Origin of the sequence: Cytobacillus purgationiresistens, assembly GCF_030813235.1 — a bacterium.
Lineage (GTDB): Bacteria > Bacillota > Bacilli > Bacillales > Cytobacillaceae > Cytobacillus > Cytobacillus purgationiresistens.
In genome coordinates this window covers 195,425-220,603 of record NZ_JAUSUB010000004.1, presented here as the reverse complement: position 1 = coordinate 220,603, position 25,179 = coordinate 195,425, and the positions used below count along the sequence as shown (strand labels likewise).

Below are 25,179 nucleotides of genomic sequence, written 5' to 3'. Positions count from 1 at the left end.
AATAGCTGAGAAAACGATTGATTCTCCGCTAAGTCAGAATGAAATTCCAAAAATAGCTGAGAAAGCGAGTGATTCTCCGTTGAGTCAGAATGAAATTCCTAAAATAGCTGAGAAAGCGAGTGATTCCCCGCTAAGTCAGGAAAAAATATTAAAAATAGCTGAGAAAACGAGTGATTCTCCGCTGAGTCAGGATAGAATTTTTAAGATAGCTGAGAAAGCGAGTGATTCTCCGCTAAGTCAGAATAGAATTTTTAAGATAGCTGAGAAAACGCGTGATTCCCCGCTGAGTCAGGATAGAATTTTTAAGATAGCTGAGAAAACGCGTGATTCTCCGCTGAGTCAGGATAGAATTTTTAAGATAGCTGAGAAAACGCGTGATTCTCCGCTGAGTCAGAATAGAATTTTTAAGATAGCTGAGAAAACGCGTAATTCTCCGCTGAGTCAGGATAGAATTTTTAAGATAGCTGAGAAAACGCGTGATTCTCCGCTGAGTCAGAATGAAATTCCTAAAATAGCTGAGAAAGCGAGTGATTCCCCGCTAAGTCAGGAAAAAATATTAAAAATAGCTGAGAAAACGAGTGATTCCCCGCTGAGTCAGAATGAAATTCCAAAAATAGCTGAGAAAACGCGTAATTCTCCGCTAAGTCAGAATAAAATATTAAAAATAGCTGAGAAAACGCGTAATTCTCCGCTAAGTCAGGATAAAATATTAAAAATAGCTGAGAAAACGCGTAATTCCCCGCTGAGTCAGGATAGAATTTTTAAGATAGCTGAGAAAACGCGTGATTCTCCGCTGAGTCAGAATGAAATTCCTAAAATAGCTGAGAAAACGCGTGATTCTCCGCTGAGTCAGAATGAAATCCCTAAAATAGCTGAGAAAACGCGTAATTCTCCGCTGAGTCAGAATGAAATCCCAAAAATAGCTGAGAAAACGATTGATTCCCCGCTAAGTCAGGATAAAATCTCCAAAGTAGCCGAGAAAGCGAGGGATTCAAGGTGGTTGAATGAGGTCCTTCCGCCTTTCAGTTTTCAAGGCAAAATAAAAAGGCTATCCGAGTTCAGATAGCCGTGAATCTTTAAAATTATGCGTTTAAAGAGTTCATTTTTTTCATTAAACGAGATTTTTTACGAGCTGCAGCGTTTTTATGGATAAGTCCTTTCGCAGCGGCTTTATCAAGTTTGCTTGATGCAAGTGCAAAGTTTTCTGTTGCTGCAGTAGCGTCGTTATTAACGATACCAGCTTCAACTTTTTTAACTGCAGAGCGCATGTTAGATTTAACTGTTACGTTGTGTGCTTTACGAGCTTCGCTTGTTTTTACACGTTTGATAGCAGATTTAATGTTTGGCATTCCATTCACCTCCTACAAAAAAGCATCGAGATTATATATACCCGACTTTCGCATTCATTAACAATTATTAAGAACAAGTGATATTTTATCAAACACGCACCGATAATGCAATACTCACCTTTCTAATTTACAAAGAGTCTCTTGTTTTTCTTCTGGATATTCATGAATGTTTTTGGTCGAAAAAGGTAAAGCTAAAAATAACTGTATTTTCTATTTATTAAATTCCATAGAAGACAAAATCGAATGTGAGGGCTATCGATGAAAGAACCTTTAGATTTAAGTAAATATGCGATTAGAACGGATTTAGCAGTGGAAGCAAGAGAATTGATTTTGGAAGAAAGGGGTATCCACAAGGAGGAAAACCAATCACAAATGGAAGGTGTCATCATAAAAGAAAAAGATGAAAATGGAATAAAAGTTTCTTTTGTGGAAGTCACTGCACAAGGTGCAGAACTATTAGGAAAAAAAGAAGGGAAATATTTAACACTCGAGGTTTTAGGTATCAGACAGCAAGATACGGACCTTCAATTGCAAGTTGAGAAGGTGTTTGCGCAAGAAATGGCACAGTTCATTAAACAGATTGGGATAAATGAAACGGCTTCTTGTTTGGTTGTTGGATTAGGAAATTGGAATGTAACTCCAGATGCTTTGGGACCAGAAGTATGTGAAAATCTCTTAATCACCCGCCATCTCTATGAATTGCAGCCAGAAAATGTAGAAGAAGGATACAGACCGGTAAGTGCGATCGCTCCTGGAGTAATGGGACTGACAGGTATTGAAACGAGTGATATTTTATTTGGGATTGTGGAGAAAACAAAGCCTGATTTTGTAATCGTGGTAGATGCCTTAGCTGCAAGGTCGATTGAAAGAGTTAATTCTACTATTCAAATCTCTGATACAGGTATTCACCCGGGATCCGGGGTAGGGAATAAGCGTAAGGAAATAAGCAAAGAAACCTTGGGGATTCCAGTTATCGCAATCGGAGTTCCAACCGTTGTGGATGCGGTTTCTATTACGAGTGATACGATTGATTTCATTTTAAAACATTTCGGAAAAGAGCTTCGTGAAGGGGATAAACCATCTAGAGCTCTGGCGCCTGCTGGCATGAACTTTGGAGAAAAGCGAAAGCTTACAGATGAGGATCTGCCTGAAGAAGAGCAGCGGCAAACATTTTTAGGAATAGTGGGTACTTTGCCAGAGGAAGAAAAGCGAAAGCTCATTTATGAGGTGCTTTCACCAATCGGTCATAACTTGATGGTCACACCGAAAGAAGTAGATGTCTTTATTGAAGATATGGCAAACCTTCTTGCGAGCGGTCTTAATGCAGCACTTCATAAAAGTGTGAATCAAGATAACGCAGGTTTTTATACGAGATAAAAAAGATTATTGGTTCTATCATCTCTAGTAAAGTCATAGGATTTACTAGACTTGCGGGATAGAGGTGAACGCGTGAAAACCCTGAAACAAAGTGGATTGTTGATTGAGGTGCAGTGGACAAGCTTGGTAAAAGGATTAATTGGATTTTTATTATTTTTGTTCATGATATTTTCGATCAGCGGAGCGTTAACTACCTTGAAGCCGGAATATAGAATATCCTCATCTTCTGTCAATACGGCAGCCAAGTCTATGACAGGAGACATGCTCTATAAATTGTTTGGCTGGGAAAATCATTATTTTCTTCAGAGTATTGAGGAAAAAACAGAAGCACCAAGTGTAGTGAGTGCGTTATTTCAATTATCGACCAATATTAGCTTCGATGATCCCCGAAGCCTTTTTGGAAGAGAATTGCCTGCGTTAACTATTTTCGATAGCGAGATAATTGTTGCTGGAGAAGGAACAGACTACACAAATATGCCAATAGAGTCTTCCCCTACGCTTGAAGTGTTACAAGCAAATGAACAAGCTGTTAATACAGCAGAGGTGAAGAATGAACCTAGTGATACAAATAAAGAACAAACTCCAGCAATGACGACAGGTGATAAAAAGGTGGCTTATATTTATTTCACACATAATACTGAAGCCTATCTTCCTTATCTAAAGGGAGTGGACAATCCTGATGGTGCCTATCATCCAGAAATGAATGTGACTAAAATCGGAGATAAGCTGCAGGAGGCCTTGGAGGGTAAAGGCATCGGCACTGTTGTCGAAAAAACGGATGTTCAAGCCAATCTAAGTAAAAAAGGACTGACATACGGTTATTCTTATCAGGAATCTAGAAAGGTAGTGGAGGCGGCAGTCTCTTCGCAGCGTGATTTAACCTATCTGATTGATATCCACCGGGATTCAAAAAGAAAGGAAGCAACGACAAAAAAATTAGATGGTAAAAATTACGCAAAGCTGGCTTTTGTTGTTGGCGGCGAACATGTAAATTATGAAAAGAATTTACAATTCGCTAATGAATTGCATCAAAGGCTGCAGAAAAAATATAAAGGTGTCAGCAGAGGGAGTTTTACGAAAGAAGGAAAAGGGACAAACGGCAAGTTTAACCAGGACTTATCAGATAAGGCTATTTTAATTGAATTTGGCGGCTTGGATAACACCTATGAGGAGCTTGATCGTTCAGCTGAAGCGCTGGCTGAAGTTATCAGCGAATACTATTGGCAAGCAGAGGAAGTTAATCAGTCGGCAGAACAGAAAGCAGATAAAGAATAAATGAATGTTAGGTGATAACCATGAAGATGTTTATGTTTAAGCTTTCCTGCCTTATTGCACTGATGTTTGTATCTGTTCTCTTCGGGATGCAAAAAGCCAATGACGGCATACACAATATGAGAGGCTACGAGGATCCGGCATATAAAAGCGCTTTGACTGTTGGGGAGACTGCAGATGGTGAATTACAAGCGGCGATACTAGGCGAGGACGTTTCAAGTCATGATTTAGAAGGGAAAAAGGATCAATTAGAAAAGATGCAAGTTTATAACTTCTTTTCATCCTTAGGAAAAGGACTATCCGAGGGAACACGCTCACTTACAGAAAAGGGGATTAATTATATCAGTGAGCTTATACAGGAGAAATAGCGACGAATGGAGGTCGCTATTTCTCTTTTTATGAACAAAACGTCGAGGCAAGAACGGCTGAGCGATTTCTCTCCTAATCGGATAAGCGTTGAATCTTCCTTTGGGTACTGATATAATCTACAATATGTATGTTCTCTATTAGGGAATGTGTAACGATGTAGAGTATAGACTTGCTCAATGTAAGATACTATAGTATCGCTATGTTTTTAATATAAACAGGATTCTATTAACTTACAGATAGAGGGATTTTTAGCTTTTAGCGTCTTAGGTGACTCCTTTTTGTGGGATTTTTAAAGAGTAAAAAACCATTGATGAGTGACCATAAGGATGATGAGACGCACTGCGCTTTAATATAGGAGTGAAATATAATTCATGAACAGAGAAGAGAGACTTAATAGGCAATCCAAGATACGGAATTTTTCTATCATTGCTCATATCGATCACGGTAAATCTACCCTGGCTGATCGGATTCTTGAGAAAACCAATGCTTTAACATCCAGGGAGATGAAGAATCAGCTCTTGGATTCCATGGACCTTGAAAGAGAACGGGGTATAACGATTAAATTAAACTCGGTTCAATTAAAATATAAGGCCAAGGACGGGGAAGTTTATACTTTTCATTTAATTGATACACCGGGGCATGTTGATTTTACATATGAAGTTTCAAGAAGCCTTGCTGCCTGTGAAGGTGCAATATTAGTAGTGGATGCTGCGCAAGGGATTGAAGCTCAGACATTGGCTAATGTTTATTTAGCGATTGATAATAACTTGGAAATTTTGCCAATTATTAATAAGATTGACCTCCCAAGTGCGGATCCAGAGCGTGTTCGTAATGAAATTGAGGAAGTGATCGGACTTGATGCTTCAGAGGCGGTATTAACGTCCGCTAAAGCAGGTATCGGTATTGAAGATATTCTTGAACAAGTTGTGGAGAAAGTGCCCGCACCGATTGGTGATCCTGAAGGCCCGCTAAAAGCGCTCATTTTTGATTCTCTTTATGATGCTTATCGTGGAGTTGTTGCCTATATTCGCGTAGTCGAAGGGACAGTGAAGGTCGGCGATAAAGTTAGAATGATGGCAACAGGCAAGGAGTTTGAAGTAACTGAAGTTGGTGTTTTCACACCAAAGTCCACTCCGCTCGATGAACTTTCCGTTGGTGATGTAGGCTTTTTGACTGCGGCAATTAAAAACGTAGGAGATACACGAGTAGGGGATACAATTACCAGTGCGAGGAATGGAGCAATTGAACCTCTTTCTGGTTACCGAAAAATGAATCCGATGGTTTATTGCGGTCTATACCCGATTGATAGCGCCAAATTCAATGATTTGCGTGAAGCGCTAGAGAAGCTTGAATTAAATGATTCCGCGCTTCAGTTTGAGCCCGAAACTTCTCAAGCATTGGGCTTCGGTTTTCGCTGCGGCTTCCTTGGATTACTTCATATGGAGATTATTCAAGAACGAATCGAACGAGAGTTTAAGATTGACTTGATTACAACGGCTCCAAGTGTTATATACGATGTTGTTTTAACAGATGGAACCGAAGTAAAGGTGGATAACCCTTCAAATATGCCAGATCCACAAAAGATTGATCGTATTGAAGAGCCGTATGTAAAAGCAACTATGATGGCGCCGAATGACTATGTGGGTGCGATTATGGAACTTTGTCAAATCAAGCGCGGGAACTTTATTGATATGCAATATATGGATGAAACCCGTGTGAATATCACATACGAAATTCCGTTATCTGAAATCGTTTATGATTTCTTTGATCAATTAAAATCCAATACAAAAGGTTATGCATCTTTTGATTACGAGCTCATAGGGTACAAACCATCTAAGCTAGTGAAGATGGATATACTTCTTAACGCAGAAAAAGTCGATGCATTAAGTTTCATTGTTCATAATGAGTTTGCCTATGAACGTGGAAAGATCATTGTTGAAAAGTTGAAGGAATTAATTCCGCGCCAGCAATTCGAAGTGCCGATTCAAGCTGCAGTTGGGCAAAAAATCGTTGCACGTTCAACGATTAAAGCGATTCGTAAAAACGTATTGGCTAAGTGTTACGGCGGTGATATTTCCCGTAAGCGTAAATTGCTTGAAAAGCAAAAAGAAGGTAAAAAGAGAATGAAGCAAGTTGGTTCAGTGGAAGTGCCTCAAGAAGCCTTCATGGCCGTCCTTAAAATGGATGATACTAATCCTAAAAAGTAAATCAATTGCTTTGTTATAATAGGTTAGGTATGCTTTCTCATAAAGCATGCGCTAACCTATTTTTGTTTATAAGATATTGAGTATAGATTTTTTAAATTTGAAAAATGTCTAGCACCAGCGTCGCCCTCTCGAGGTTTTAAGCAATCCTCCCAGAAAGGTAAAGAACACCTTTCTGTTGGCACGTCTTATGCTATGCCTGAGGCTGAGCAAGGTTGCCCAGCGCTTTTCTTAGTTACCATGAGAATTCATTGGAGAGTTCACATCCTCTTCAAATAATAAAGGTTGTGTAGAAATGATAAATGCGGCATATATTCATATTCCGTTTTGCGAACATATTTGCCATTATTGTGATTTTAATAAAGTCTTTTTGAAGGGGCAGCCGGTTGATGAGTATCTGGATTACCTGGATAAAGAGATCGAGCTTACATTAGTGGATGCACCATATACAAAGTTTAAAACGATTTTTATTGGCGGAGGGACACCGACCGCTTTAAACGTGCAGCAACTAGAAAAATTGCTATCAACGATTAATAAATACATGCCTTTTGCCGAAGACGTTGAATACACCTTTGAAGCGAACCCGGGAGATCTGTCAGCTGAAAAGCTTTCTTTGCTCCGTGCAGGAGGTGTGAACAGAATTAGCTTCGGTGTTCAAACTTTTAATGACGAGCTTTTAAAGCGAATTGGAAGAGTTCACCGTGCGAAGGATGTTTTTCAATCAATTGAAGCGGCAAAGAATGCAGGGTTTGAAAATATTAGCATCGATTTAATTTATAGTTTGCCTGGTCAAACCTTAGCAGATTTCAAAGAAACGCTGGCTACCTCCTTTACACTTGATATTCAGCACTATTCAGGGTATTCACTCATCATAGAACCAAAAACGGTCTTCTATAATTTAATGAGAAAAGGGAAACTGCCAACCCCGGGTGAAGACGCAGAAGCAGCGATGTATGAAACATTAATGGATGAAATGGAAAAACAAGGATTTGAGCAATATGAAATCAGTAATTTTGCCAAGCCTGGTTTTGAGAGCAAGCATAATTTAACCTATTGGGATAATGAATGGTATTATGGATTTGGAGCTGGTGCACACGGATATGTAAACGGATATCGGCGCTCTAATTACGGTCCGCTGAAAAAATATATGGATCCTCTTAAAGAAGGGAAATTGCCGATTATCGAAGAACAGAAACCGACAAAGGCCGAACAAATGGAAGAGGAAATGTTTCTTGGACTTCGTAAAATAAAAGGTGTTTCGATCAGCCGATTTGAAGAAAAATTTTCAGCCAATCCAATGCAATATTTTGGTGAAGAAATTCAAACACATATTGAGAAACAACTTTTACAACTAGACGGAGATGCTATTAAGCTCACTAGAAAAGGGTATTTGTTAGGGAATGAAGTTTTTCAATCATTTATTAAGTAAAGGGTTCCTCTAGATAAATATGCTCAAATGATTGACACTCATCGATTGTTTTGATAATTTATTAGTAGATTTAGCACTCGTTAGCAAAGAGTGCTAACAGAGGTGATTACTGTGTTAACAGATCGTCAATTAATGATCTTTCAAGTAATTGTTGATGATTTTATTCAAACGGCACAGCCGGTGGGTTCTAGAAGCTTGTCCAAGAAAAGTGAGATTTCTTTTAGCTCGGCGACAATTAGGAACGAGATGGCTGATTTAGAGGAGCTTGGATTTATTGAAAAGACACACACCTCTTCAGGGAGGATTCCTTCCGAAAAAGGGTATAGATATTATGTGGATCATTTGTTGTCTCCACAGCGGTTGAATAAACAGGAGGTTCATCAGGTTAAATCTATTTTTGTTGAAAGAATCTATGAGTTAGAAAAGGTAGTGCAAAAATCAGCAAAAATACTTTCTGAAATGACAAACTATACCTCTATTGTATTAGGACCAGCAGTAAGAGATAATAAATTAAAGAAAATACAAATTATTCCTTTGAATGATCACACAGCCATTGCCATCATCGTTACTGATTCCGGGCATGTAGAGAATCGCATGTTTCACTTGCCTGAAACTATGGACTCCGGAGACATTGAAAAGATGGTCAATATATTAAATGACCGCTTAACAGGTGTTGCGCTTGAAAGTTTGAATAACAAAATTTATAAAGAGGTCGCTGTCCTGCTTCGTCAGCATATCCATCATTATGATTTAATGCTCAGTTCTATTGTGGATACCATCAAAATGCCAGCAAGTGAAAAATTGTTTTTTGGCGGGAAGACCAACATATTAAGCCAGCCTGAATTCCATGATTTTGATAAGGTAAAGGGTTTGTTAAATATGATTGAACATGAAGAGGGCATTTACGATCTTATGCGTAAGAATGAAGCGGGGATAAGTGTGAAAATTGGCAGGGAGAATAACAATTCTGCCATGGATCATTGCAGCTTGATTACTGCAAGTTATTCAATAGGAGCAGAGCAATTGGGAACCATTGCGATTCTTGGACCAACAAGAATGGAGTATTCTCGAGTGATTAGCCTGCTTCAATATTTAAGCAATGGACTATCAATCGAGCTTTCAAAACTGTATCAGAACGAGTGAGCCTGGAGATATTGATTAATGGGTGGAATCAAGCTTTTCCACCCATTTAACTGTGATATCACGAAGGTTTAAACTAAACAACATGATTTGAGGGAGGTGAAAAAATTGGCAGAGAAAAAAGATGAGTTAAAAGAAGAATTGAATCAAGAGATGGACCAAACAACAGATGAAGCAAACACAAATGACACGATTGAGGAAGTATTTGAAGAAGCTGCTGACCTGAATACAGAAGATTCGAATGAACAATCTGAGGAAACTGCTGAGGTAGCTGATTTAAAAGCGAAAACAGCCGAATTGGAAAGCAAATTAGCTGATGCTGAAAATCGTTATTTGCGTCTTCAAGCTGATTTTGATAATTCCCGACGCCGCGCTAAATTGGATCGTGAAGCGTCTGAAAAATATAGATCACAAAGCCTAATCTCTGATTTATTGCCTGCAATCGATAATTTTGAAAGAGCATTGCAAACACAAGCTGACAATGACCAAGTTAATTCCTTAAAGCAAGGGATGGAAATGGTTTACCGCAGTTTAGTTGAAGCTTTGAAAAAAGAAGGTGCAGAACAAATTGAATCTGTAGGGAAAGAGTTTGACCCTCATATCCATCAAGCGGTGATGCAAGTGGAAGACGATCAGTTTGAATCGAATATTGTTGTTGAGGAATTTCAAAAGGGTTATATGTTGAAAGATAGAGTCATTCGCCCAGCGATGGTAAAAGTGAATCAATAATTACATAATTTGGAGGTATGGAACATGAGCAAAATTATCGGTATCGATTTAGGGACAACAAACTCATGTGTGTCCGTGTTAGAAGGCGGAGAAGCAAAGGTTATTCCGAACCCAGAAGGTAACAGAACGACACCTTCTGTTGTAGCATTTAAAAACGGTGAGCGCCAAGTCGGCGAAGTTGCCAAGCGTCAAGCAATCACAAACCCTAACACAATTCTTTCTGTTAAACGCCATATGGGTACAGATTTCAAAGTGGAAGCAGAAGGCAAAGAGTATTCACCACAAGAAATCTCAGCAATTATACTTCAATACCTAAAAGGCTATGCTGAGGATTATCTTGGAGAATCAGTAACTAAAGCGGTCATCACTGTACCTGCATATTTTAACGATGCTGAACGTCAAGCAACAAAGGATGCAGGAAAAATTGCTGGTCTTGAAGTAGAACGTATTATCAATGAACCAACAGCTGCAGCACTTGCATACGGTATGGATAAAACTGATGAAGACCAAACCATTCTAGTTTACGACCTTGGTGGCGGTACGTTTGACGTATCTATCCTTGAGCTAGGAGACGGTGTATTTGAAGTTAAATCAACTGCTGGTGACAATCGTCTTGGTGGAGACGACTTTGACCAAGTAATTATTGACTTTTTAGTAGAACAGTTCAAAAAAGAAAACGGTATTGATCTTTCGAAAGATAGAATGGCTCTTCAGAGACTGAAGGATGCTGCTGAGAAAGCGAAGAAAGATTTATCTGGAGTGACATCTACACAAGTTTCTCTTCCGTTTATTACAGCAGGAGAAGCAGGTCCACTTCACTTAGAAGTAACACTTTCAAAAGCAAAATTCGAAGAGTTGTCTTCAGATTTAGTTGAACGTACAATGGGACCAACTCGCCAAGCTTTAAAAGATGCTGATTTATCTGCATCTGAAATTGATAAAGTAATTCTAGTCGGTGGATCTACTCGAATCCCGGCAGTCCAAGAAGCAATCAAGAAAGAAATTGGAAAAGAGTCTCATAGAGGCGTAAACCCTGATGAAGTTGTTGCAATGGGTGCGGCGATTCAAGGTGGAGTAATCACTGGTGACGTAAAAGACGTTGTATTATTAGACGTAACACCACTTTCACTAGGTATCGAAACAATGGGTGCTGTATTCACAAAACTAATCGAACGTAATACAACCATTCCAACATCTAAATCTCAAGTGTTCTCAACTGCTGCAGATAATCAATCTGCTGTTGATATCCATGTGCTTCAAGGTGAACGTCCTATGGCTCAGGATAACAAAACATTAGGCCGTTTCCAACTTGGAGATATTCCTCCAGCACCACGTGGCGTTCCGCAAATCGAGGTATCGTTTGATATTGATAAAAATGGTATCGTAAACGTCCGTGCCAAAGATTTAGGAACAAATAAAGAACAAGCGATTACAATTAAATCTTCTACAGGCCTTTCTGATGATGAGATCGAAAGAATGGTAAAAGAAGCGGAAGAAAACGCGGATGCTGATAAATTGCGTAAAGAAGAAGTAGAACTTCGCAACGAAGCAGATCAATTAGTCTTTACTACAGAAAAGACACTTAAAGACCTAGAAGGTAAAGTGGATGAAGCTGAAGTAACTAAAGCAAATGCGGCTAAAGATGAATTGAAGGCTGCAATTGAGAAAAACGAACTTGAAGAAATTCGCACAAAGAAAGATGCTTTGCAAGAAATCGTGCAAGCATTAACGATGAAGCTTTATGAGGAAGCTGCTCAACAAGCACAAGCTGCTCAAGGTGCCGAAGGAGAAGGTGCACAAAAATCATCTGATGATGATGTGGTTGACGCTGAATTCGAAGAAGTTAATGATGATAAAAAATAAATAAACATTGTCTTAAAAAGTCAAAGTCAGGTTCCACTTGGCTTTGGCTTTTATTTTTTATAAACGAAAAGTAGAGAATTATCTACAGGAAAGCGAAGTGAAAGAAAGATGGATAATGGGCGAGCGACTTTTCTTTTCACAATGGGCCTAGCCCCTCGAGATCTTAAGTCAACCTGTCCGAGAGCTAATAAGCAAAAACCTACCAGCCGCTTTGTCTTAAGCTTGACGGGGCAGGTCGAGGCCTTTTCGCTTTTCTTTATTATTGCGTTTTCTGTTTGAGGAATGATACAATAAATTTTATGTGAAATGAATCGGGGAGTGGTAATCATGGATAAAAGGGATTACTATGAAGTCCTTGGAGTGAGTAAGAGTGCATCTAAGGATGAAATAAAAAAGGCTTACCGGAAGCTATCCAAAAAGTTTCATCCGGATATTAATAAAGAAGCAGATGCTGATCAAAAATTTAAAGAAGTAAAAGAAGCTTATGAAGTGTTAAGCGATGATCAGAAAAAGGCCCATTACGATCAATTCGGTCATACCGATCCAAATCAAGGTTTTGGAGGCGGCGGCGGCGGTTTTGAAGGCTTTGGCGGCTTTGAAGATATATTCAGCACATTCTTTGGAGGCGGTGGACGACGCCGTGACCCAAATGCGCCAAGACAAGGTGCAGATCTTCAATATAATATGACATTATCCTTTGAGGATGCTGCATTCGGTAAAGAAACAGATATCGAGATTCCACGTGAAGAAACATGTGAAACTTGTGATGGATCAGGAGCAAAACCGGGTACAAAGGCAGATACATGTAGTCATTGTCATGGTGCTGGCCAAATAAATGTTGAGCAAAATACGCCTTTTGGTAAAATTGTTAACCGCAGACCATGTAATTATTGTGATGGTACAGGAAAACAGATCAAACATAAATGTTCTACTTGTGGCGGAGACGGAAAAGTGAAGAAGCGCCGTAAAATTCACGTTAAAATCCCAGCCGGCATTGATGATGGACAGCAATTGCGCGTGAGTGCTCAAGGTGAGCCAGGCATAAACGGTGGACCTCCAGGAGATCTTTATGTTGTGTTCCATGTACGTTCTCATGAGTTTTTTGAAAGAGATGGCGATGATATTTATTGTGAAATGCCGATCACATTCGTTCAAGCAGCTCTTGGTGATGAGGTCGAAGTACCAACCCTTTACGGTAAAGTTAAGCTTAAGGTACCTGCAGGGACACAAACAGGCACGAAATTCCGTCTGAAGGGCAAAGGTGTATCAAATGTACGAGGATATGGTACTGGAGATCAGCATATCCTAATCAGAATTATTACTCCTACAAAGCTATCTGAAAAGCAAAAGCAGTTGCTTTCAGAATTTGCTGAAGTGAGCGGCCTAGCCCCTCAAGGAGAACAGGAAGAAAGTTTCTTTTCAAAAGTAAAAAGAGCCTTTAAAGGTGATTAAGAATTAGGGAGTGGTAGTAGTGAAATGGTCAGAAATTAGTGTTCATACTACAAATGAAGCAGTAGAGCCGATTTCAAATATTTTGCATGAAGCCGGAGCAAGTGGAGTGGTTATTGAGGATCCATTCGAACTAATTAAGGAACGAAGGGATCAATTCGGCGAAATCTACCAGCTCGACCCGCAAGATTACCCGACAGAAGGTGTCATTGTAAAAGCTTATCTGCCAATCAACAGTTTCTTAGGTGAAACAGTCGAAGAAATCAAAGAAGCGATTAACAATTTGATTTTATTTAATATTGATATTGGTAAGAATGAAGTAAGTATTAGTGAAGTGAATGAAGAGGAATGGGCTACCGCGTGGAAGAAGTATTATCACCCTGTAAAGATATCGGAAAGATTTACAATTGTTCCGACATGGGAAGAATACACACCTGTTAGCAGCGATGAGTTAATTATTGAGCTTGATCCGGGAATGGCGTTTGGAACTGGGACTCACCCAACGACCGTGATGTGCATTCAAGCACTTGAAAGAACGATCCAGGATGGGGACCAAGTGATTGACGTCGGTACAGGTTCTGGCGTTCTAAGTATTGCTGCTGCAATGCTTGGATCAGAGAAAGTGAAAGCCCTTGACTTAGATGAAGTGGCTGTTAATTCTGCAAGAATTAATATTAAGTTGAATAAGGTGCATGATCGTGTCGATGTGTCCCAGAACAACTTATTAGATGGTGTAAATGAACAAGTTGACGTTGTTGTTGCTAATATTTTAGCTGAAGTCATCCTGCGCTTTACAGATGATGTAGCTCGAGCTGTTAAAACAGGCGGTTACTTCATAGCATCTGGCATTATTCAACAGAAAAAACAAGATGTAAAAGATGCAATTGTAGCTGCAGGATTTGACATTGTTGAAACGATTCAAATGGAAGATTGGGTTGCGATTATCGGAAAGAAAAAGTAATTGTTGGTAGGGGGAAGCCATAATTTGTTCCCCCTATTTATTCGTTTAGTGAGGGATTTCATATGCAGCGATATTTTGTAAACGGAGTTATTAGCGAAAATCGTTTTGCCATAAATGGCGAGGATTTTCATCATATCAATAGGGTCATGAGAATGACTCAAAACGATAAAATTATCTGTGTTGCTCCTAACGGAAAAAGTGCCGAATGCACAATTGTGAAAATGACCGCTGAATCCATAGAAGCTGAAGTTGTACAATGGATTGAGAGCTCTTCAGAACTTCCAATCAATATGACGATTGTGAGCGGATTGCCTAAAGGGGATAAGCTTGAATGGATTATCCAAAAAGGAACAGAATTAGGTGCACATAGGTTTATCCCTTTTACATCAGCCCGTTCAATTGTAAAGTGGGATGAGAAGAAGGCTGCGAAAAAGCTAGATCGATGGAAAAAGATTGCAAAGGAAGCATCTGAACAATCCCACCGTACAATCATTCCAGAAATCAATAGCCCGCTGAATTTAAAAGAGATTCTTGATCATAGCAAAAGCTATGATATCAAATTGATCGCTTTTGAAGAAAAAGGAAAACAGGGGGAAGCTTCTGCTTTTTCTAAAGCAATCTCATCGATGGATATAGGACAATCACTTATGATTGTGTTTGGTCCAGAGGGTGGCCTGACTACGGAAGAAGTCTCTTTATTAGAGAAAAACGGATTTGTCTCTTGTGGATTAGGACCTAGAATTTTAAGAACAGAAACGGCGCCTCTTTATGTATTAGCAGCCGTTTCGTATCATTTTGAATTAATGGAGTGAATTAATATGCCAGCAGTAGCATTTCATACACTTGGCTGTAAAGTGAACCATTATGAAACGGAAGCCATTTGGCAATTATTTAAAGAAACAGGCTATGATCGAGTAGACTTCGAAACTTCATCAGATGTTTATGTGATTAATACCTGTACTGTAACAAATACCGGCGATAAAAAAAGTCGTCAGGTGATTAGAAGAGCCATTCGGAAAAATCCGGATGCGGTTATTTGTGTAACAGGCTGTTATGCGCAAACTTCTCCTGCAGAAATTATGGCCATTCCTGGAGTGGACATTGTGGTAGGCACACAAGATCGTGTGAAGATGCTTGAGTATATTGAGCAATTTAAACAAGAGCGCCAACCGATTAATGGTGTAGGTAACATCATGAAAAACCGTGTGTATGAAGAATTAGATGTACCATCATTTACTGACCGGACACGTGCATCATTAAAGATTCAAGAAGGCTGTAATAATTTCTGTACCTTCTGTATCATTCCATGGGCTCGCGGCTTAATGAGATCAAGAGATCCTGAAGAAGTAATTCGCCAAGCACAAAGCTTAGTGGATGCTGGATATAAAGAAATCGTGCTGACGGGTATTCATACTGGCGGATATGGTGAAGATTTAAAAGATTATAACCTAGCAATGCTGTTGAAAGATTTAGAAACCAAAGTCAGTGGGTTAAAAAGGATTCGTATCTCATCCATTGAAGCTAGTCAAATTACCGATGAAGTGATAGAAGTAATTGATCAGTCCAACGTAATTGTTAGACATCTTCATATCCCTATTCAATCTGGTTCTAATACAGTGTTAAAAAGGATGCGCCGTAAGTACACAATGGAATTTTTCGCAGAACGCCTACAACGTTTAAAAGAAGTATTGCCAGGTCTTGCTGTGACTTCAGATGTCATCGTAGGGTTCCCAGGGGAAACAGAAGAGGAGTTTATGGAGACATATAATTTTATAAAAGCGCATAAATTCTCGGAACTCCATGTATTTCCTTATTCAAAGCGGACTGGCACTCCTGCTGCGCGCATGGATGATCAAATTGATGAAGAAATCAAAAATGAACGCGTTCATCGCCTCATCAGCTTATCTGATCAGCTAGCTAAGGAATATGCGAGCCAATTTGAGAATGATGTACTTGAAGTGATTCCTGAAGAACCATATAAAGAAGCGACAGGCAGCGATTTATATGTTGGATACTCGGATAATTATCTAAAAGTCATTCTTCCAGCTTCAGAAGCAATGGTTGGTCAAATTGTAAAAGTAAAAATCACTAAATCAGGCTATCCTTATAATGAAGGTCAATTCGTTCGCGTGATGGATGAAATTGAAGGGGCAGCTGTATAATAAAAAGGAATTACCTTAACTGGTAATTCCTTTTTTGTTACTTGTGATTTGGTCTTTTTTCTAGGCTGTTTTCTAAAAGATTGTTGTTTTTTCATAGGTTTTGATAAGACAAACCATTGATAACAAAGTTGATTGGAACGGGTGTGGAGGGTCCTGAGGGAGCAGCGGGACAGGTGAGAGCCTGCAGAAGTCACCCGCCCCGCGGAAAGCGAGCACTTGATGAGGAAATCAACCACTACCTCGCGAAAAGCAACAAAGTATACGAAAACAGCCTTTTTCTAAAATTGATGTTTTGAGAATACCCTCGATATTTTTAAAATTAGATGGTATGATGAGGTACGTACAACTACATATAATATTGGAAGGAGTTTGATGACTTTGAATATCGCAAAAATGATTGATCATACATTATTAAAGGCAGATACAAAACAAGAACAAATTGAAAAACTATGTGAGGAAGCAAAAGAATTTAAGTTTGCTTCAGTATGTGTAAATCCTGCATGGGTCAAGCTCTCAAGTGAGCTCCTAGCTGGTACAGATGTAAAGGTTTGCACGGTTATTGGTTTTCCATTAGGCGCAAACTCTTCTGAAGTAAAAGCGTATGAGACGAGAAATGCCATCGAAAACGGTGCGACAGAAGTTGATATGGTCATTAATATTGGAGCCTTAAAAAGTGCTGACCTCACACTTGTGGCAAAAGATATCCACTCGGTTGTAGAAGCGGCAGCAGGTAAGGCTTTGACAAAAGTAATCATTGAAACCTGTTTACTAACGGACGAAGAAAAAGTCACAGCCTGTGAGCTATCTGTAAAATCTGGCGCAGATTATGTTAAAACATCAACTGGATTTTCCACAGGTGGTGCAACCGTCGAAGATATTAAATTGATGAGAAAAACAGTAGGCCCTGATATCGGTGTGAAAGCATCAGGCGGAGTGCGCAGTGCTGAAGATGTACAAAAATTGATTGATGCTGGAGCAACTCGAATTGGTGCCAGCTCGGGGATTGCTATTGTACAAGGATTAACAAGTGATTCAGATTACTAATGAAAAAAGCAGCGCCTCTATAGGTGCAGTTAGGCTGTCGAGACTCTGTCGACAGCCTTTTTTGGTTGTTACTTATAGAATAGCTTAACGGTCATGCAATTTAATAATGAAGCTGCTGAACCGGTGGGCAAACGGAAGCACGAACAGTGATGTAATCACGTTGAATAAAACGCTGACATGAGCCAATTGGACATCTATTTGATTGGCAGCATGCATTCCGATTTCTCCTAAGATGTTGATAAACGGAAAGAATAAGGCAACCCCAATGAAGTTTAACCAAATATGGGCATAAGCAGTGAGCTTGGCTTCTCTGCCCGCCCCAATCGCCGCTAACAAAGCATCTGCACATGTGCCGATATTCGCACCGAGCATGATAGCGATTCCCGTATCTAAGTTCATTGCACCTGCAGTTAAGAGGCCCATGATCATTCCTGTTGCTGCAGTGCTAGATTGGATAATGGCAGTGATGATAACACCAGCTAACACTGCATAAAAATGACTTCCATCAAGCGTAAGAAGGACCTCATTTATCCACGGGGTTTCTTTAATGGAAATAGCTAGGTATTCAAACCCCCTCATAGCAGCGAATACAGAAGAGATCCCTAATAGGCCAATACCGATGCTTTGTAACTGTTTATATTTCATAAAGGCCAAAACGCAGCCAGTTAAAGCAATGGGAATGAGAAAGGATTCTATATTAAAGGTAATGAGCTCAGTGGTGATGGTTGTTCCGATATTTGTACCTAAAATGATGCCAATTGATTGTGGAAATGTGAGGAGTCCTGCCGCCACTAAACCAATGGTAATGACCATGACAGCCGAACTACTCTGCATAATAGCTGTAATCACTATGCCAATGAAAAATCCCTTTAGGGGATTGCTGGTAAAAGCAGTTAGCCATCTTTTAGTTGATTCTCCTGATAAATGAAAAAGGGCTTTCCTAAGCAACGTCATTCCGAAAATAAAAATGCCAATTAGCAGTAAAAAAACTAATATTTGACCCAAGCTCTCTCCCCTCCTACATTTAATTAATATGGGCGACTCCCAGCGGACATGCATAGGAAGGAAAAAAGACAAAAAAAAATATAAATGCGTGTGATTTAGGATAAATTAAAAACAAACTTGTGCACAGGGCGAATTACAGTTGACCTTCAAACGCTGTTATATTATAATTGCAAAGTACATGGTATTCCATGTTTCTAATGTAAGTGTGTTGTGCTCGGAGGGAGGGAAAGAGAATGTCTAAAACCGTCGTTCGTAAAAACGAATCGCTTGAAGATGCTCTTCGTCGCTTCAAACGTTCAGTATCTAAAACTGGTACTTTGCAAGAAGCAAGAAAGCGCGAATTCTACGAAAAACCTAGTATTAAACGTAAGAAAAAGTCTGAAGCTGCAAGAAAGCGCAAGTTCTAAGAGAGGGTGTATGTAATTGAGTCTTCTCGAGCGTTTAAATGAAGATATGAAACAAGCGATGAGGAATAAAGAAAAAGAAAAACTCACTGTTATTCGGATGATCAAAGCTTCATTGCAAAATGAAGGGATTAAGCTTGGAACTGAGCTAACCGCAGATCAGGAGTTAACTGTCCTTTCTCGCGAAGTTAAACAACGCAAGGATTCCCTCCATGAATTTAACAAAGCAGGTCGTGAAGACCTTGTTGAAAAAATTCGTACTGAATTACAGTACGTAGATTTATATATGCCTAAACAGTTATCAGAAGAAGAAGTATCAAAAATCGTTGAAGAAACGATTTCGGAGACAGGCGCTTCCACAAAAGCTGACATGGGTAAAGTGATGGCTGCTATTATGCCCAAATTAAAGGGCAAGGCAGATGGATCACTAATTAATAAACTTGTACAACAACACCTTTCATAAAAAATGATGTACGAAAGACCGTAGCATTCGCTCACGGTCTTTTTATTGTTTTTTATGAAATGATAAAGATAGCAAATGAAAAACTCATCTTTTTATGATAGCTGTAAAAACCCTTTATTTCTACCGGTTTTCCCTGTTAATCAATATAGGATTCATGTACAATAAATAGTATAAATAAATAATGATGAAAAAGTTTGCTGAGTTTTGAAACCTTTTTTATATATAACCGTATAAAATGTGAAGGGTTAATTAGAAAGAAAGGAGGGAAAGAGTTGAAATTCAGAAAGCTTGCCATCATCCTTTCGTTTCTTAGTGCGTTAATTTTATTAGTAATCCCATTTAAAGGAAATGCTAATAATGAAGTTGTCTATATCGTCCCATTTGAAGAGACAGTTGAAAAAGGATTATTTTCTTTCTTAAGCAGAGCAGTGCAAACGGCTGAGGAAGAAAATGCTTCCGCAATCATTTTTGAAGTGAACACTCCAGGCGGCGAAGTAGACGCAGCAGGGAAAATTGGTCGCATGCTCTCTTCAACAGATATAAAGACAATTTCTTTTGTGAATAAACAAGCACTATCCGCAGGTGCATATATTTCGTTGAATATGGATGAAATTTATATGGTACCGGGAGCAACGATGGGGTCAGCAGCGATTATTGATCAGCAGGGAAATACAGCGGATCAAAAAGCTGTATCTGCATGGTTGTCAGCAATGACAGCGGCTGCTGAACAAAGTGGAAGAGACCCAATCATTGCTCAGGCAATGGCGGACGACTCAGTAGATTTACCTGAGCTTGGTGCACCTGAAGGGAAACTGCTGACTTTAACTGCTAGTCAGGCTTTGGAAGTCGACTATTCTGAAGGAACTTTTGAGACAAGAGCTGAATTATTAAAGCATCTTGGTTATGAAAATGCAGAAATACGCATGGTGGAAGAGAGCTTTGCGGAAAAGATTGCTCGGCTCATCACACATCCGGTAATTGTACCGATCCTTCTCTCAATTGGCAGTCTCGGTCTTATATTAGAGCTTTATTCTCCCGGATTTGGAATACCAGGTTTTATGGGGTTATCTGCTCTCTCTTTATTCTTTTATGGTCATCTCGTAGCTGGTTTAGCAGGATATGAATCATTAATATTATTTATTATTGGAATTGGCTTAATTATCGCGGAGATTTTCCTGCCGGGTGGCATTGCTGGTGTACTAGGAGTGGCAGCTATTATAGGCAGTTTGTTTATGGCTGGCGGCAATGTTCTTCATATGGGGATTTCCATTTTAATCGCAATGGTGGTTGCGATTGTGGCATCTATCTTAATGGTAAAGGTGTTTGGTAAAAAGATGAAATTTTTTAAGAAGCTCATTCTAAGTGATTCCACACATACGGAAAAAGGCTATATTTCTAATAAAACCCGGTCAGAACTTGTTGGCATGGAGGGTTATGCTTTGACGGGGCTCCGTCCATCAGGTACTGTTGTGATTGAAAATGAAAGAATTGATGTCGTCAGTGAAGGCGGTTTCATTTTGAAGGATGCGAAGGTCAGGGTTGTGAAAGCAGAAGGCACTCGCGTCGTAGTAAGAGAAATACCGAATTTAAATAAATAATTTTACAGGAGGCAATTACATGGCTTTAGATCCAGTTTCTATTTTTACAGTAGTAATCGTTATTTTAGCGATTATACTATTAGCAGTATTATTTACATTCGTACCAGTAATGCTGTGGATTTCAGCATTAGCAGCAGGCGTGAAAGTAAGCATTTTCACACTTATCGGGATGAGATTACGTCGGGTAATTCCGAATAGAGTAATTAACCCTCTAATTAAAGCGCATAAAGCCGGTTTAGATGTTACAAACAATCAGCTTGAGAGCCATTACTTAGCTGGCGGTAATGTTGACCGTGTGGTAAATGCATTAATTGCCGCTCATCGTGCGAATATGGAATTAAGCTTTGAACGCAGTGCTGCCATTGACTTAGCAGGACGTGACGTGCTTGAAGCCGTACAAATGAGTGTAAACCCGAAAGTAATCGAAACACCATTTATTTCAGGTGTTGCCATTAATGGTATTGAAGTAAAAGCAAAAGCGAAAATTACAGTAAGAGCTAATATTGATCGCCTAGTCGGTGGTGCAGGTGAAGAAACAATTATCGCACGTGTAGGTGAAGGGATTGTCTCTACAATCGGTTCATCAAAAAGACATACAGAAGTACTTGAAAACCCTGATATGATCTCACAGACAGTTTTGGCAAAAGGACTTGACGCAGGAACAGCATTTGAAATCTTATCCATTGATATCGCGGATGTTGATATCGGAAAAAATATCGGGGCAGAATTGCAGACAGAGCAAGCTGAGGCTGATAAAAATATTGCCCAAGCGAAAGCGGAAGAACGTCGTGCAATGGCTGTAGCGAAAGAGCAAGAAATGAAAGCGAAAGTTGAAGAAATGAGAGCGAAAGTTGTGGAAGCAGAATCTCAAGTTCCTTTAGCAATGGCAGATGCGCTTAAATCAGGAAATATTGGTGTAATGGATTATATGAACATCCAGAATATCACTGCAGATACAGATATGAGGGATTCTATTAGTAAAGTGTCCGATGATTCTAAAAAAGGACCTAAGAATGACTAATCATTCTTATTTTCAACAATCCCTTAGAAGGGAGGATTACTCTTCATGGAATTTTTACTCGATAATCCAATTCTGATTATCTTTATTATCGGGATCCTGACTTCTTTATTCGGTAATAAGAATAAAAAAGAACAGCAGAAACAACAAAGGCAGCCTCAAAAGCAGCCAGAGCCAGAGCCGGATCTAGATCCACTGCCTCAAGAGAGCAGACGGATGGAAGAAACTAGGAAACCGAGACAAACAAGACAATCAAGACATGCTGAAGCGACGCTTGTTGATATAAGTGAAGAACAAGTGAGGGAATACGCTAAAGATATTTCTGATAAAATTGAGCATGAATTTACAGATCGTAAGAAGGAAGCGGAGGAAAAGATTGCTGCGTTACGAAAGCAACGGCAGCAGGCGGCGAAAAAAGCGAGTGCTTTCTTAGCATCAACTGAATCGCAAGGAGTAACCTCTCCGATATCAAGTACTGTAAGCAAGCCTTCAATGTCCATTAAAGATCAAAAACTGGTGGATGGGATCATATGGTCAGAAATACTTGGACCGCCTCGATCCATGAACCCTCATCGGTCGATGAAGAGAAAATAATGATATTTGCCTTGAAAAAAGGTGCTAGAACCCCTTTTCATTTCATACATATGAGATGAAAGGGGGTTCTTTTTTTATGGCAAAAAAGTGGGGACATCTCTTACGTAGCTGGATGACAAATAATATGGAACTTCCTCAAGATGTCATGATGGATTTGCCCAGAATAACGATGATTGGACAAATCCATATTTATATCGAGAACCACCGTGGCCTTCTTGCGTTTTCAGATAAAGAGCTCAGACTGCTATTAAAACAAGGGCAGTTACTGGTAAAAGGAAATGCATTTGTAATAAAAACGATTTTACCGGAAGAAATATTATTAGAAGGTAAAATTGATCAAGTGATTTATATTAAATAAATCTTCTTTTGGGTCGGCTGGAGGGCGTTCATTAATGGCATAAGCAAGTAGGGCAAACAGACCGCTTTTAAAGGTGCTGAATATATGATCGGCACCTCTGTCTTTAGCGGTAGACTGCTTAGACCATAATCAATGGGAGGAAGATATGAAGAATCAATGGTTGGAATTCTATAAGGGAATTATTACAGTTAGGACAAGCGGAAAAGGAATAGAGCGTTTCATTAATACCCTGACACGAGATGGAATTTCGATTTGGAATGTAAAAAGCCACGGCACCCACATTGTAACATTTCAAATGAAACTTGATGATGTGAAGAGACTCCGCATTTATGCTCGGAAAAGTGATTGCAAAATAGAATTTATTAAACGCAGAGGATTTCCGTTTCTACAACAAAGAATACTAAGAAATGGCGGATTCTTAGTTGGTGCTTTGGCATTTTTAATCATCATTTTTATGTTATCCAATATGGTTTGGAACGTAGAGATTAAAGGAGCAAATCCTGCGACGGAATATAAAATGATGAAAGAATTAAAGGGGATTGGGGTTTCGAAAGGCAAACTGCAATTCTTTATTGATAAACCTGAGGGAATTCAGCGTCATCTTACAAATAATATAAAGGAATTAACATGGGTTGGTGTGGAATTAAAGGGGACAACCTACTATTTACAAGTGGTAGAAAAAAATGAACCAAAGAAAACGGAATTATTTAGTCCAAGAAATCTTATAGCAAAGAAAAAGGGTATGATTGTGGACATGTTTGTTGAGGAAGGCACACCAAAGGTTAAGATCAATGACTTTGTAAAACCCGGTCAAATTCTTGTTTCAGGTGCGATGGGAAATGAAGAGGAAGAGAAAGCGGGAACGAACACTGTCCCTGCAAGAGGGGAAGTTTTCGCAGAGACGTGGTACAAGTCAAAAGTCCAATTTCCGCTTAAAAAAACCTCACAAGTTTATACAGGTAATGAACAGATCAAGCATTATATAAACTTCGGGTCATTGCCGCTGCCCGTTTGGGGATTTGGAAAAGTGAAATATGAAGAGTTTGAAACGGAAGAAAATGTGAAGAATTTTAAGTTTCTAAAATGGGAGATACCTATATCCTATACAAGTAAAACATTCAGAGAAAGTGAGCAAATGACTAAGATCTATGATCATAAAGAGGGAATAGAAGAGGCGAGAAAATTTGCAAGGAATGCGATAAAAAATGATTTAGATGAAAATGCTACAATTAAAGGAGAAAATGTTTTGCACCAAGCAGTAGAGAATGGTAAAGTAACATTATCAATACATTTCCAAATTATAGAGAATATTGCTGAAGGACAACCAATAATCCAAGGAGATTCAGAATGACAGAGGATTTAAAAACACTAAATGTGCACTTTGAAGACCCTAATGAGGCTATTAGCTTACTAGGCAATGCAGATGTAAATGTAAAAATAATTGAAGAGCAGCTAAATGTCTCCGTAGTCACTAGAGGAGAAACAGTATATGTATCAGGGGAACCTGATGCAGTCGAACTTGCTGGAAAAGTGATTGAAAAACTGCTTTATGTGATTCGAAAAGGAATTAATATTAGCCAAAGAGATGTAATATACGCCCTTCAAATGGGGCAAAAAGGCACGCTTGAATATTTTCGTGATTTATATGAAGAAGAAATTACGAAAAATGCAAAAGGTAAACCAATTAGAGTAAAGACTTTAGGTCAGAGGCAGTATCTGATGGCGATGAAACAAAATGATTTAGTATTTGGTATCGGTCCAGCAGGTACAGGAAAAACGTATCTTGCCGTAGTGATGGCGGTTAACGCTTTAAAGAACGGTTTTGTTAAACGTATTATCCTTACGCGCCCGGCAGTAGAAGCTGGGGAAAGTCTTGGATTTTTGCCAGGAGACTTGAAAGAGAAGGTTGACCCTTACCTGAGACCTTTATACGATGCTCTTCATGATATTTTAGGAACAGAGCATACTCAACGATTAATTGAAAGAGGCACGATTGAAATTGCTCCTCTGGCTTATATGAGAGGAAGAACGCTCGATGATGCTTTTGTCATACTGGATGAAGCGCAAAATACAACACAGGCACAAATGAAAATGTTCCTCACACGCCTTGGCTTCGGCTCTAAAATGGTCATTACAGGTGACAGCACCCAAGTTGATTTACCAAGAGGTGTGAAATCTGGCTTAATAGTTGGCGAAGAAATCTTAGGTGGAGTAAAGGGGATTGCATTTATTCATTTAGAACAGAGTGATGTAGTTCGTCATCCATTGGTAGCCAGAATTATTCAAGCATATGAACAGAAAGAGGACTAAACCGCTGGATTCCAGCGGTTTTGCTGTTTAACGACGATTCTTTCTTGTTGCAAGCTTGTTGGAGCAGAACAGTCGCCTCTG

At 39.3% G+C, this 25,179-nt stretch carries 24 protein-coding genes; 22 read left to right on the top strand and 2 right to left on the bottom strand.

The genetic code is table 11. The features are described 5' to 3' along the window. Positions 1-79: 79 nt before the first annotated feature. Positions 80-1,066, top strand: a complete 987-nt coding sequence (locus J2S17_RS06720; protein WP_307473138.1) for a hypothetical protein — start codon at positions 80-82, stop codon at positions 1,064-1,066. Positions 1,067-1,082: 16 nt separating this feature from the next. Here J2S17_RS06720 and rpsT read toward each other — a convergent pair whose 3' ends face one another. Further along, positions 1,083-1,349, bottom strand: a complete 267-nt coding sequence (gene rpsT / locus J2S17_RS06715) for a 30S ribosomal protein S20 (protein ID WP_307473136.1) — start codon at positions 1,347-1,349, stop codon at positions 1,083-1,085. Positions 1,350-1,607: 258 nt separating this feature from the next. Here rpsT and gpr point away from each other — a divergent pair, with 258 nt between their 5' ends. The 13 genes from gpr (at position 1,608) to deoC (ending at position 17,348) form a co-directional block, all read left to right on the top strand. Beyond that, the gene (gene gpr, locus J2S17_RS06710; protein WP_307473134.1) at positions 1,608-2,726 is read left to right on the top strand and encodes a GPR endopeptidase; all 1,119 of its coding nucleotides are present in this window, start codon (positions 1,608-1,610) and stop codon (positions 2,724-2,726) included. A 72-nt stretch (positions 2,727-2,798) separates the two neighbouring features. Next, on the top strand, positions 2,799-4,001 hold the full coding sequence (spoIIP, locus tag J2S17_RS06705) for a stage II sporulation protein P (protein WP_307473132.1): 1,203 nt from the start codon (positions 2,799-2,801) through the stop codon (positions 3,999-4,001). Between the two features lie 20 nt (positions 4,002-4,021). Continuing rightward, positions 4,022-4,366, top strand: a complete 345-nt coding sequence (locus tag J2S17_RS06700; RefSeq protein WP_307473130.1) for a YqxA family protein — start codon at positions 4,022-4,024, stop codon at positions 4,364-4,366. 372 nt (positions 4,367-4,738) lie between these two features. Next, complete coding sequence (lepA, locus tag J2S17_RS06695; RefSeq protein WP_307473128.1) at positions 4,739-6,574, top strand: translation elongation factor 4; 1,836 nt, start codon at positions 4,739-4,741, stop codon at positions 6,572-6,574. 292 nt (positions 6,575-6,866) lie between these two features. Then, complete coding sequence (gene hemW, locus J2S17_RS06690; RefSeq protein ID WP_307473126.1) at positions 6,867-8,000, top strand: radical SAM family heme chaperone HemW; 1,134 nt, start codon at positions 6,867-6,869, stop codon at positions 7,998-8,000. A gap of 111 nt (positions 8,001-8,111) precedes the next feature. Further along, complete coding sequence (hrcA, locus tag J2S17_RS06685; protein WP_307473125.1) at positions 8,112-9,143, top strand: heat-inducible transcriptional repressor HrcA; 1,032 nt, start codon at positions 8,112-8,114, stop codon at positions 9,141-9,143. Positions 9,144-9,293: 150 nt separating this feature from the next. Continuing rightward, positions 9,294-9,869, top strand: a complete 576-nt coding sequence (grpE, locus tag J2S17_RS06680; protein ID WP_307473264.1) for a nucleotide exchange factor GrpE — start codon at positions 9,294-9,296, stop codon at positions 9,867-9,869. Between the two features lie 24 nt (positions 9,870-9,893). Beyond that, positions 9,894-11,732: a molecular chaperone DnaK gene (dnaK, locus tag J2S17_RS06675; protein WP_307473123.1), complete on the top strand. Its 1,839-nt coding sequence runs from the start codon at positions 9,894-9,896 to the stop codon at positions 11,730-11,732. 327 nt (positions 11,733-12,059) lie between these two features. Continuing rightward, positions 12,060-13,184, top strand: coding sequence for a molecular chaperone DnaJ (dnaJ, locus tag J2S17_RS06670; protein ID WP_307473121.1), 1,125 nt, complete (start codon positions 12,060-12,062; stop codon positions 13,182-13,184). Between the two features lie 19 nt (positions 13,185-13,203). After that, complete coding sequence (gene prmA, locus J2S17_RS06665) at positions 13,204-14,142, top strand: 50S ribosomal protein L11 methyltransferase (RefSeq protein ID WP_307473119.1); 939 nt, start codon at positions 13,204-13,206, stop codon at positions 14,140-14,142. Positions 14,143-14,204: 62 nt separating this feature from the next. Then, positions 14,205-14,954: a 16S rRNA (uracil(1498)-N(3))-methyltransferase gene (locus J2S17_RS06660; protein WP_307473117.1), complete on the top strand. Its 750-nt coding sequence runs from the start codon at positions 14,205-14,207 to the stop codon at positions 14,952-14,954. 6 nt (positions 14,955-14,960) lie between these two features. Continuing rightward, positions 14,961-16,304: a tRNA (N(6)-L-threonylcarbamoyladenosine(37)-C(2))-methylthiotransferase MtaB gene (gene mtaB, locus J2S17_RS06655; protein WP_307473115.1), complete on the top strand. Its 1,344-nt coding sequence runs from the start codon at positions 14,961-14,963 to the stop codon at positions 16,302-16,304. A gap of 372 nt (positions 16,305-16,676) precedes the next feature. Then, on the top strand, positions 16,677-17,348 hold the full coding sequence (gene deoC / locus J2S17_RS06650; protein WP_307473113.1) for a deoxyribose-phosphate aldolase: 672 nt from the start codon (positions 16,677-16,679) through the stop codon (positions 17,346-17,348). Positions 17,349-17,432: 84 nt separating this feature from the next. On the opposite strand, the gene J2S17_RS06645 is transcribed toward deoC, so the two are convergent. Continuing rightward, entirely contained in the window at positions 17,433-18,353 is a 921-nt protein-coding gene (locus J2S17_RS06645; protein WP_307473111.1) for a Na/Pi symporter, read from the bottom strand. Positions 18,354-18,586: 233 nt separating this feature from the next. Here J2S17_RS06645 and rpsU point away from each other — a divergent pair, with 233 nt between their 5' ends. From rpsU to J2S17_RS06605, 8 genes are all read left to right on the top strand, one after another. Then, positions 18,587-18,760, top strand: a complete 174-nt coding sequence (gene rpsU / locus J2S17_RS06640; RefSeq protein ID WP_066201342.1) for a 30S ribosomal protein S21 — start codon at positions 18,587-18,589, stop codon at positions 18,758-18,760. Between the two features lie 16 nt (positions 18,761-18,776). Next, positions 18,777-19,220 carry a GatB/YqeY domain-containing protein gene (locus J2S17_RS06635; protein WP_307473109.1) on the top strand — a complete coding sequence of 148 codons (444 nt, stop codon included), beginning with the start codon at positions 18,777-18,779 and terminating at the stop codon, positions 19,218-19,220. Positions 19,221-19,492: 272 nt separating this feature from the next. Beyond that, positions 19,493-20,818, top strand: a complete 1,326-nt coding sequence (locus tag J2S17_RS06630; protein ID WP_307473107.1) for an NfeD family protein — start codon at positions 19,493-19,495, stop codon at positions 20,816-20,818. A 19-nt stretch (positions 20,819-20,837) separates the two neighbouring features. Continuing rightward, the gene (gene floA / locus J2S17_RS06625; RefSeq protein WP_307473105.1) at positions 20,838-21,839 is read left to right on the top strand and encodes a flotillin-like protein FloA; all 1,002 of its coding nucleotides are present in this window, start codon (positions 20,838-20,840) and stop codon (positions 21,837-21,839) included. Between the two features lie 45 nt (positions 21,840-21,884). Further along, a complete protein-coding gene (locus J2S17_RS06620; RefSeq protein ID WP_307473104.1) occupies positions 21,885-22,430 on the top strand; it encodes a YqfB family membrane protein in 546 nt (181 codons plus the stop codon). Positions 22,431-22,506: 76 nt separating this feature from the next. Next, the gene (yqfC, locus tag J2S17_RS06615) at positions 22,507-22,788 is read left to right on the top strand and encodes a sporulation protein YqfC (RefSeq protein WP_307473102.1); all 282 of its coding nucleotides are present in this window, start codon (positions 22,507-22,509) and stop codon (positions 22,786-22,788) included. A 145-nt stretch (positions 22,789-22,933) separates the two neighbouring features. Next, positions 22,934-24,139: a sporulation protein YqfD gene (gene yqfD / locus J2S17_RS06610; protein WP_307473100.1), complete on the top strand. Its 1,206-nt coding sequence runs from the start codon at positions 22,934-22,936 to the stop codon at positions 24,137-24,139. Further along, positions 24,136-25,098 (top strand): PhoH family protein, encoded by a 963-nt coding sequence (locus J2S17_RS06605; protein ID WP_307473098.1) that lies wholly within the window; start codon positions 24,136-24,138, stop codon positions 25,096-25,098. Before yqfD ends, J2S17_RS06605 begins: the two co-directional genes overlap by 4 nt. Positions 25,099-25,179 lie beyond the last annotated feature (81 nt).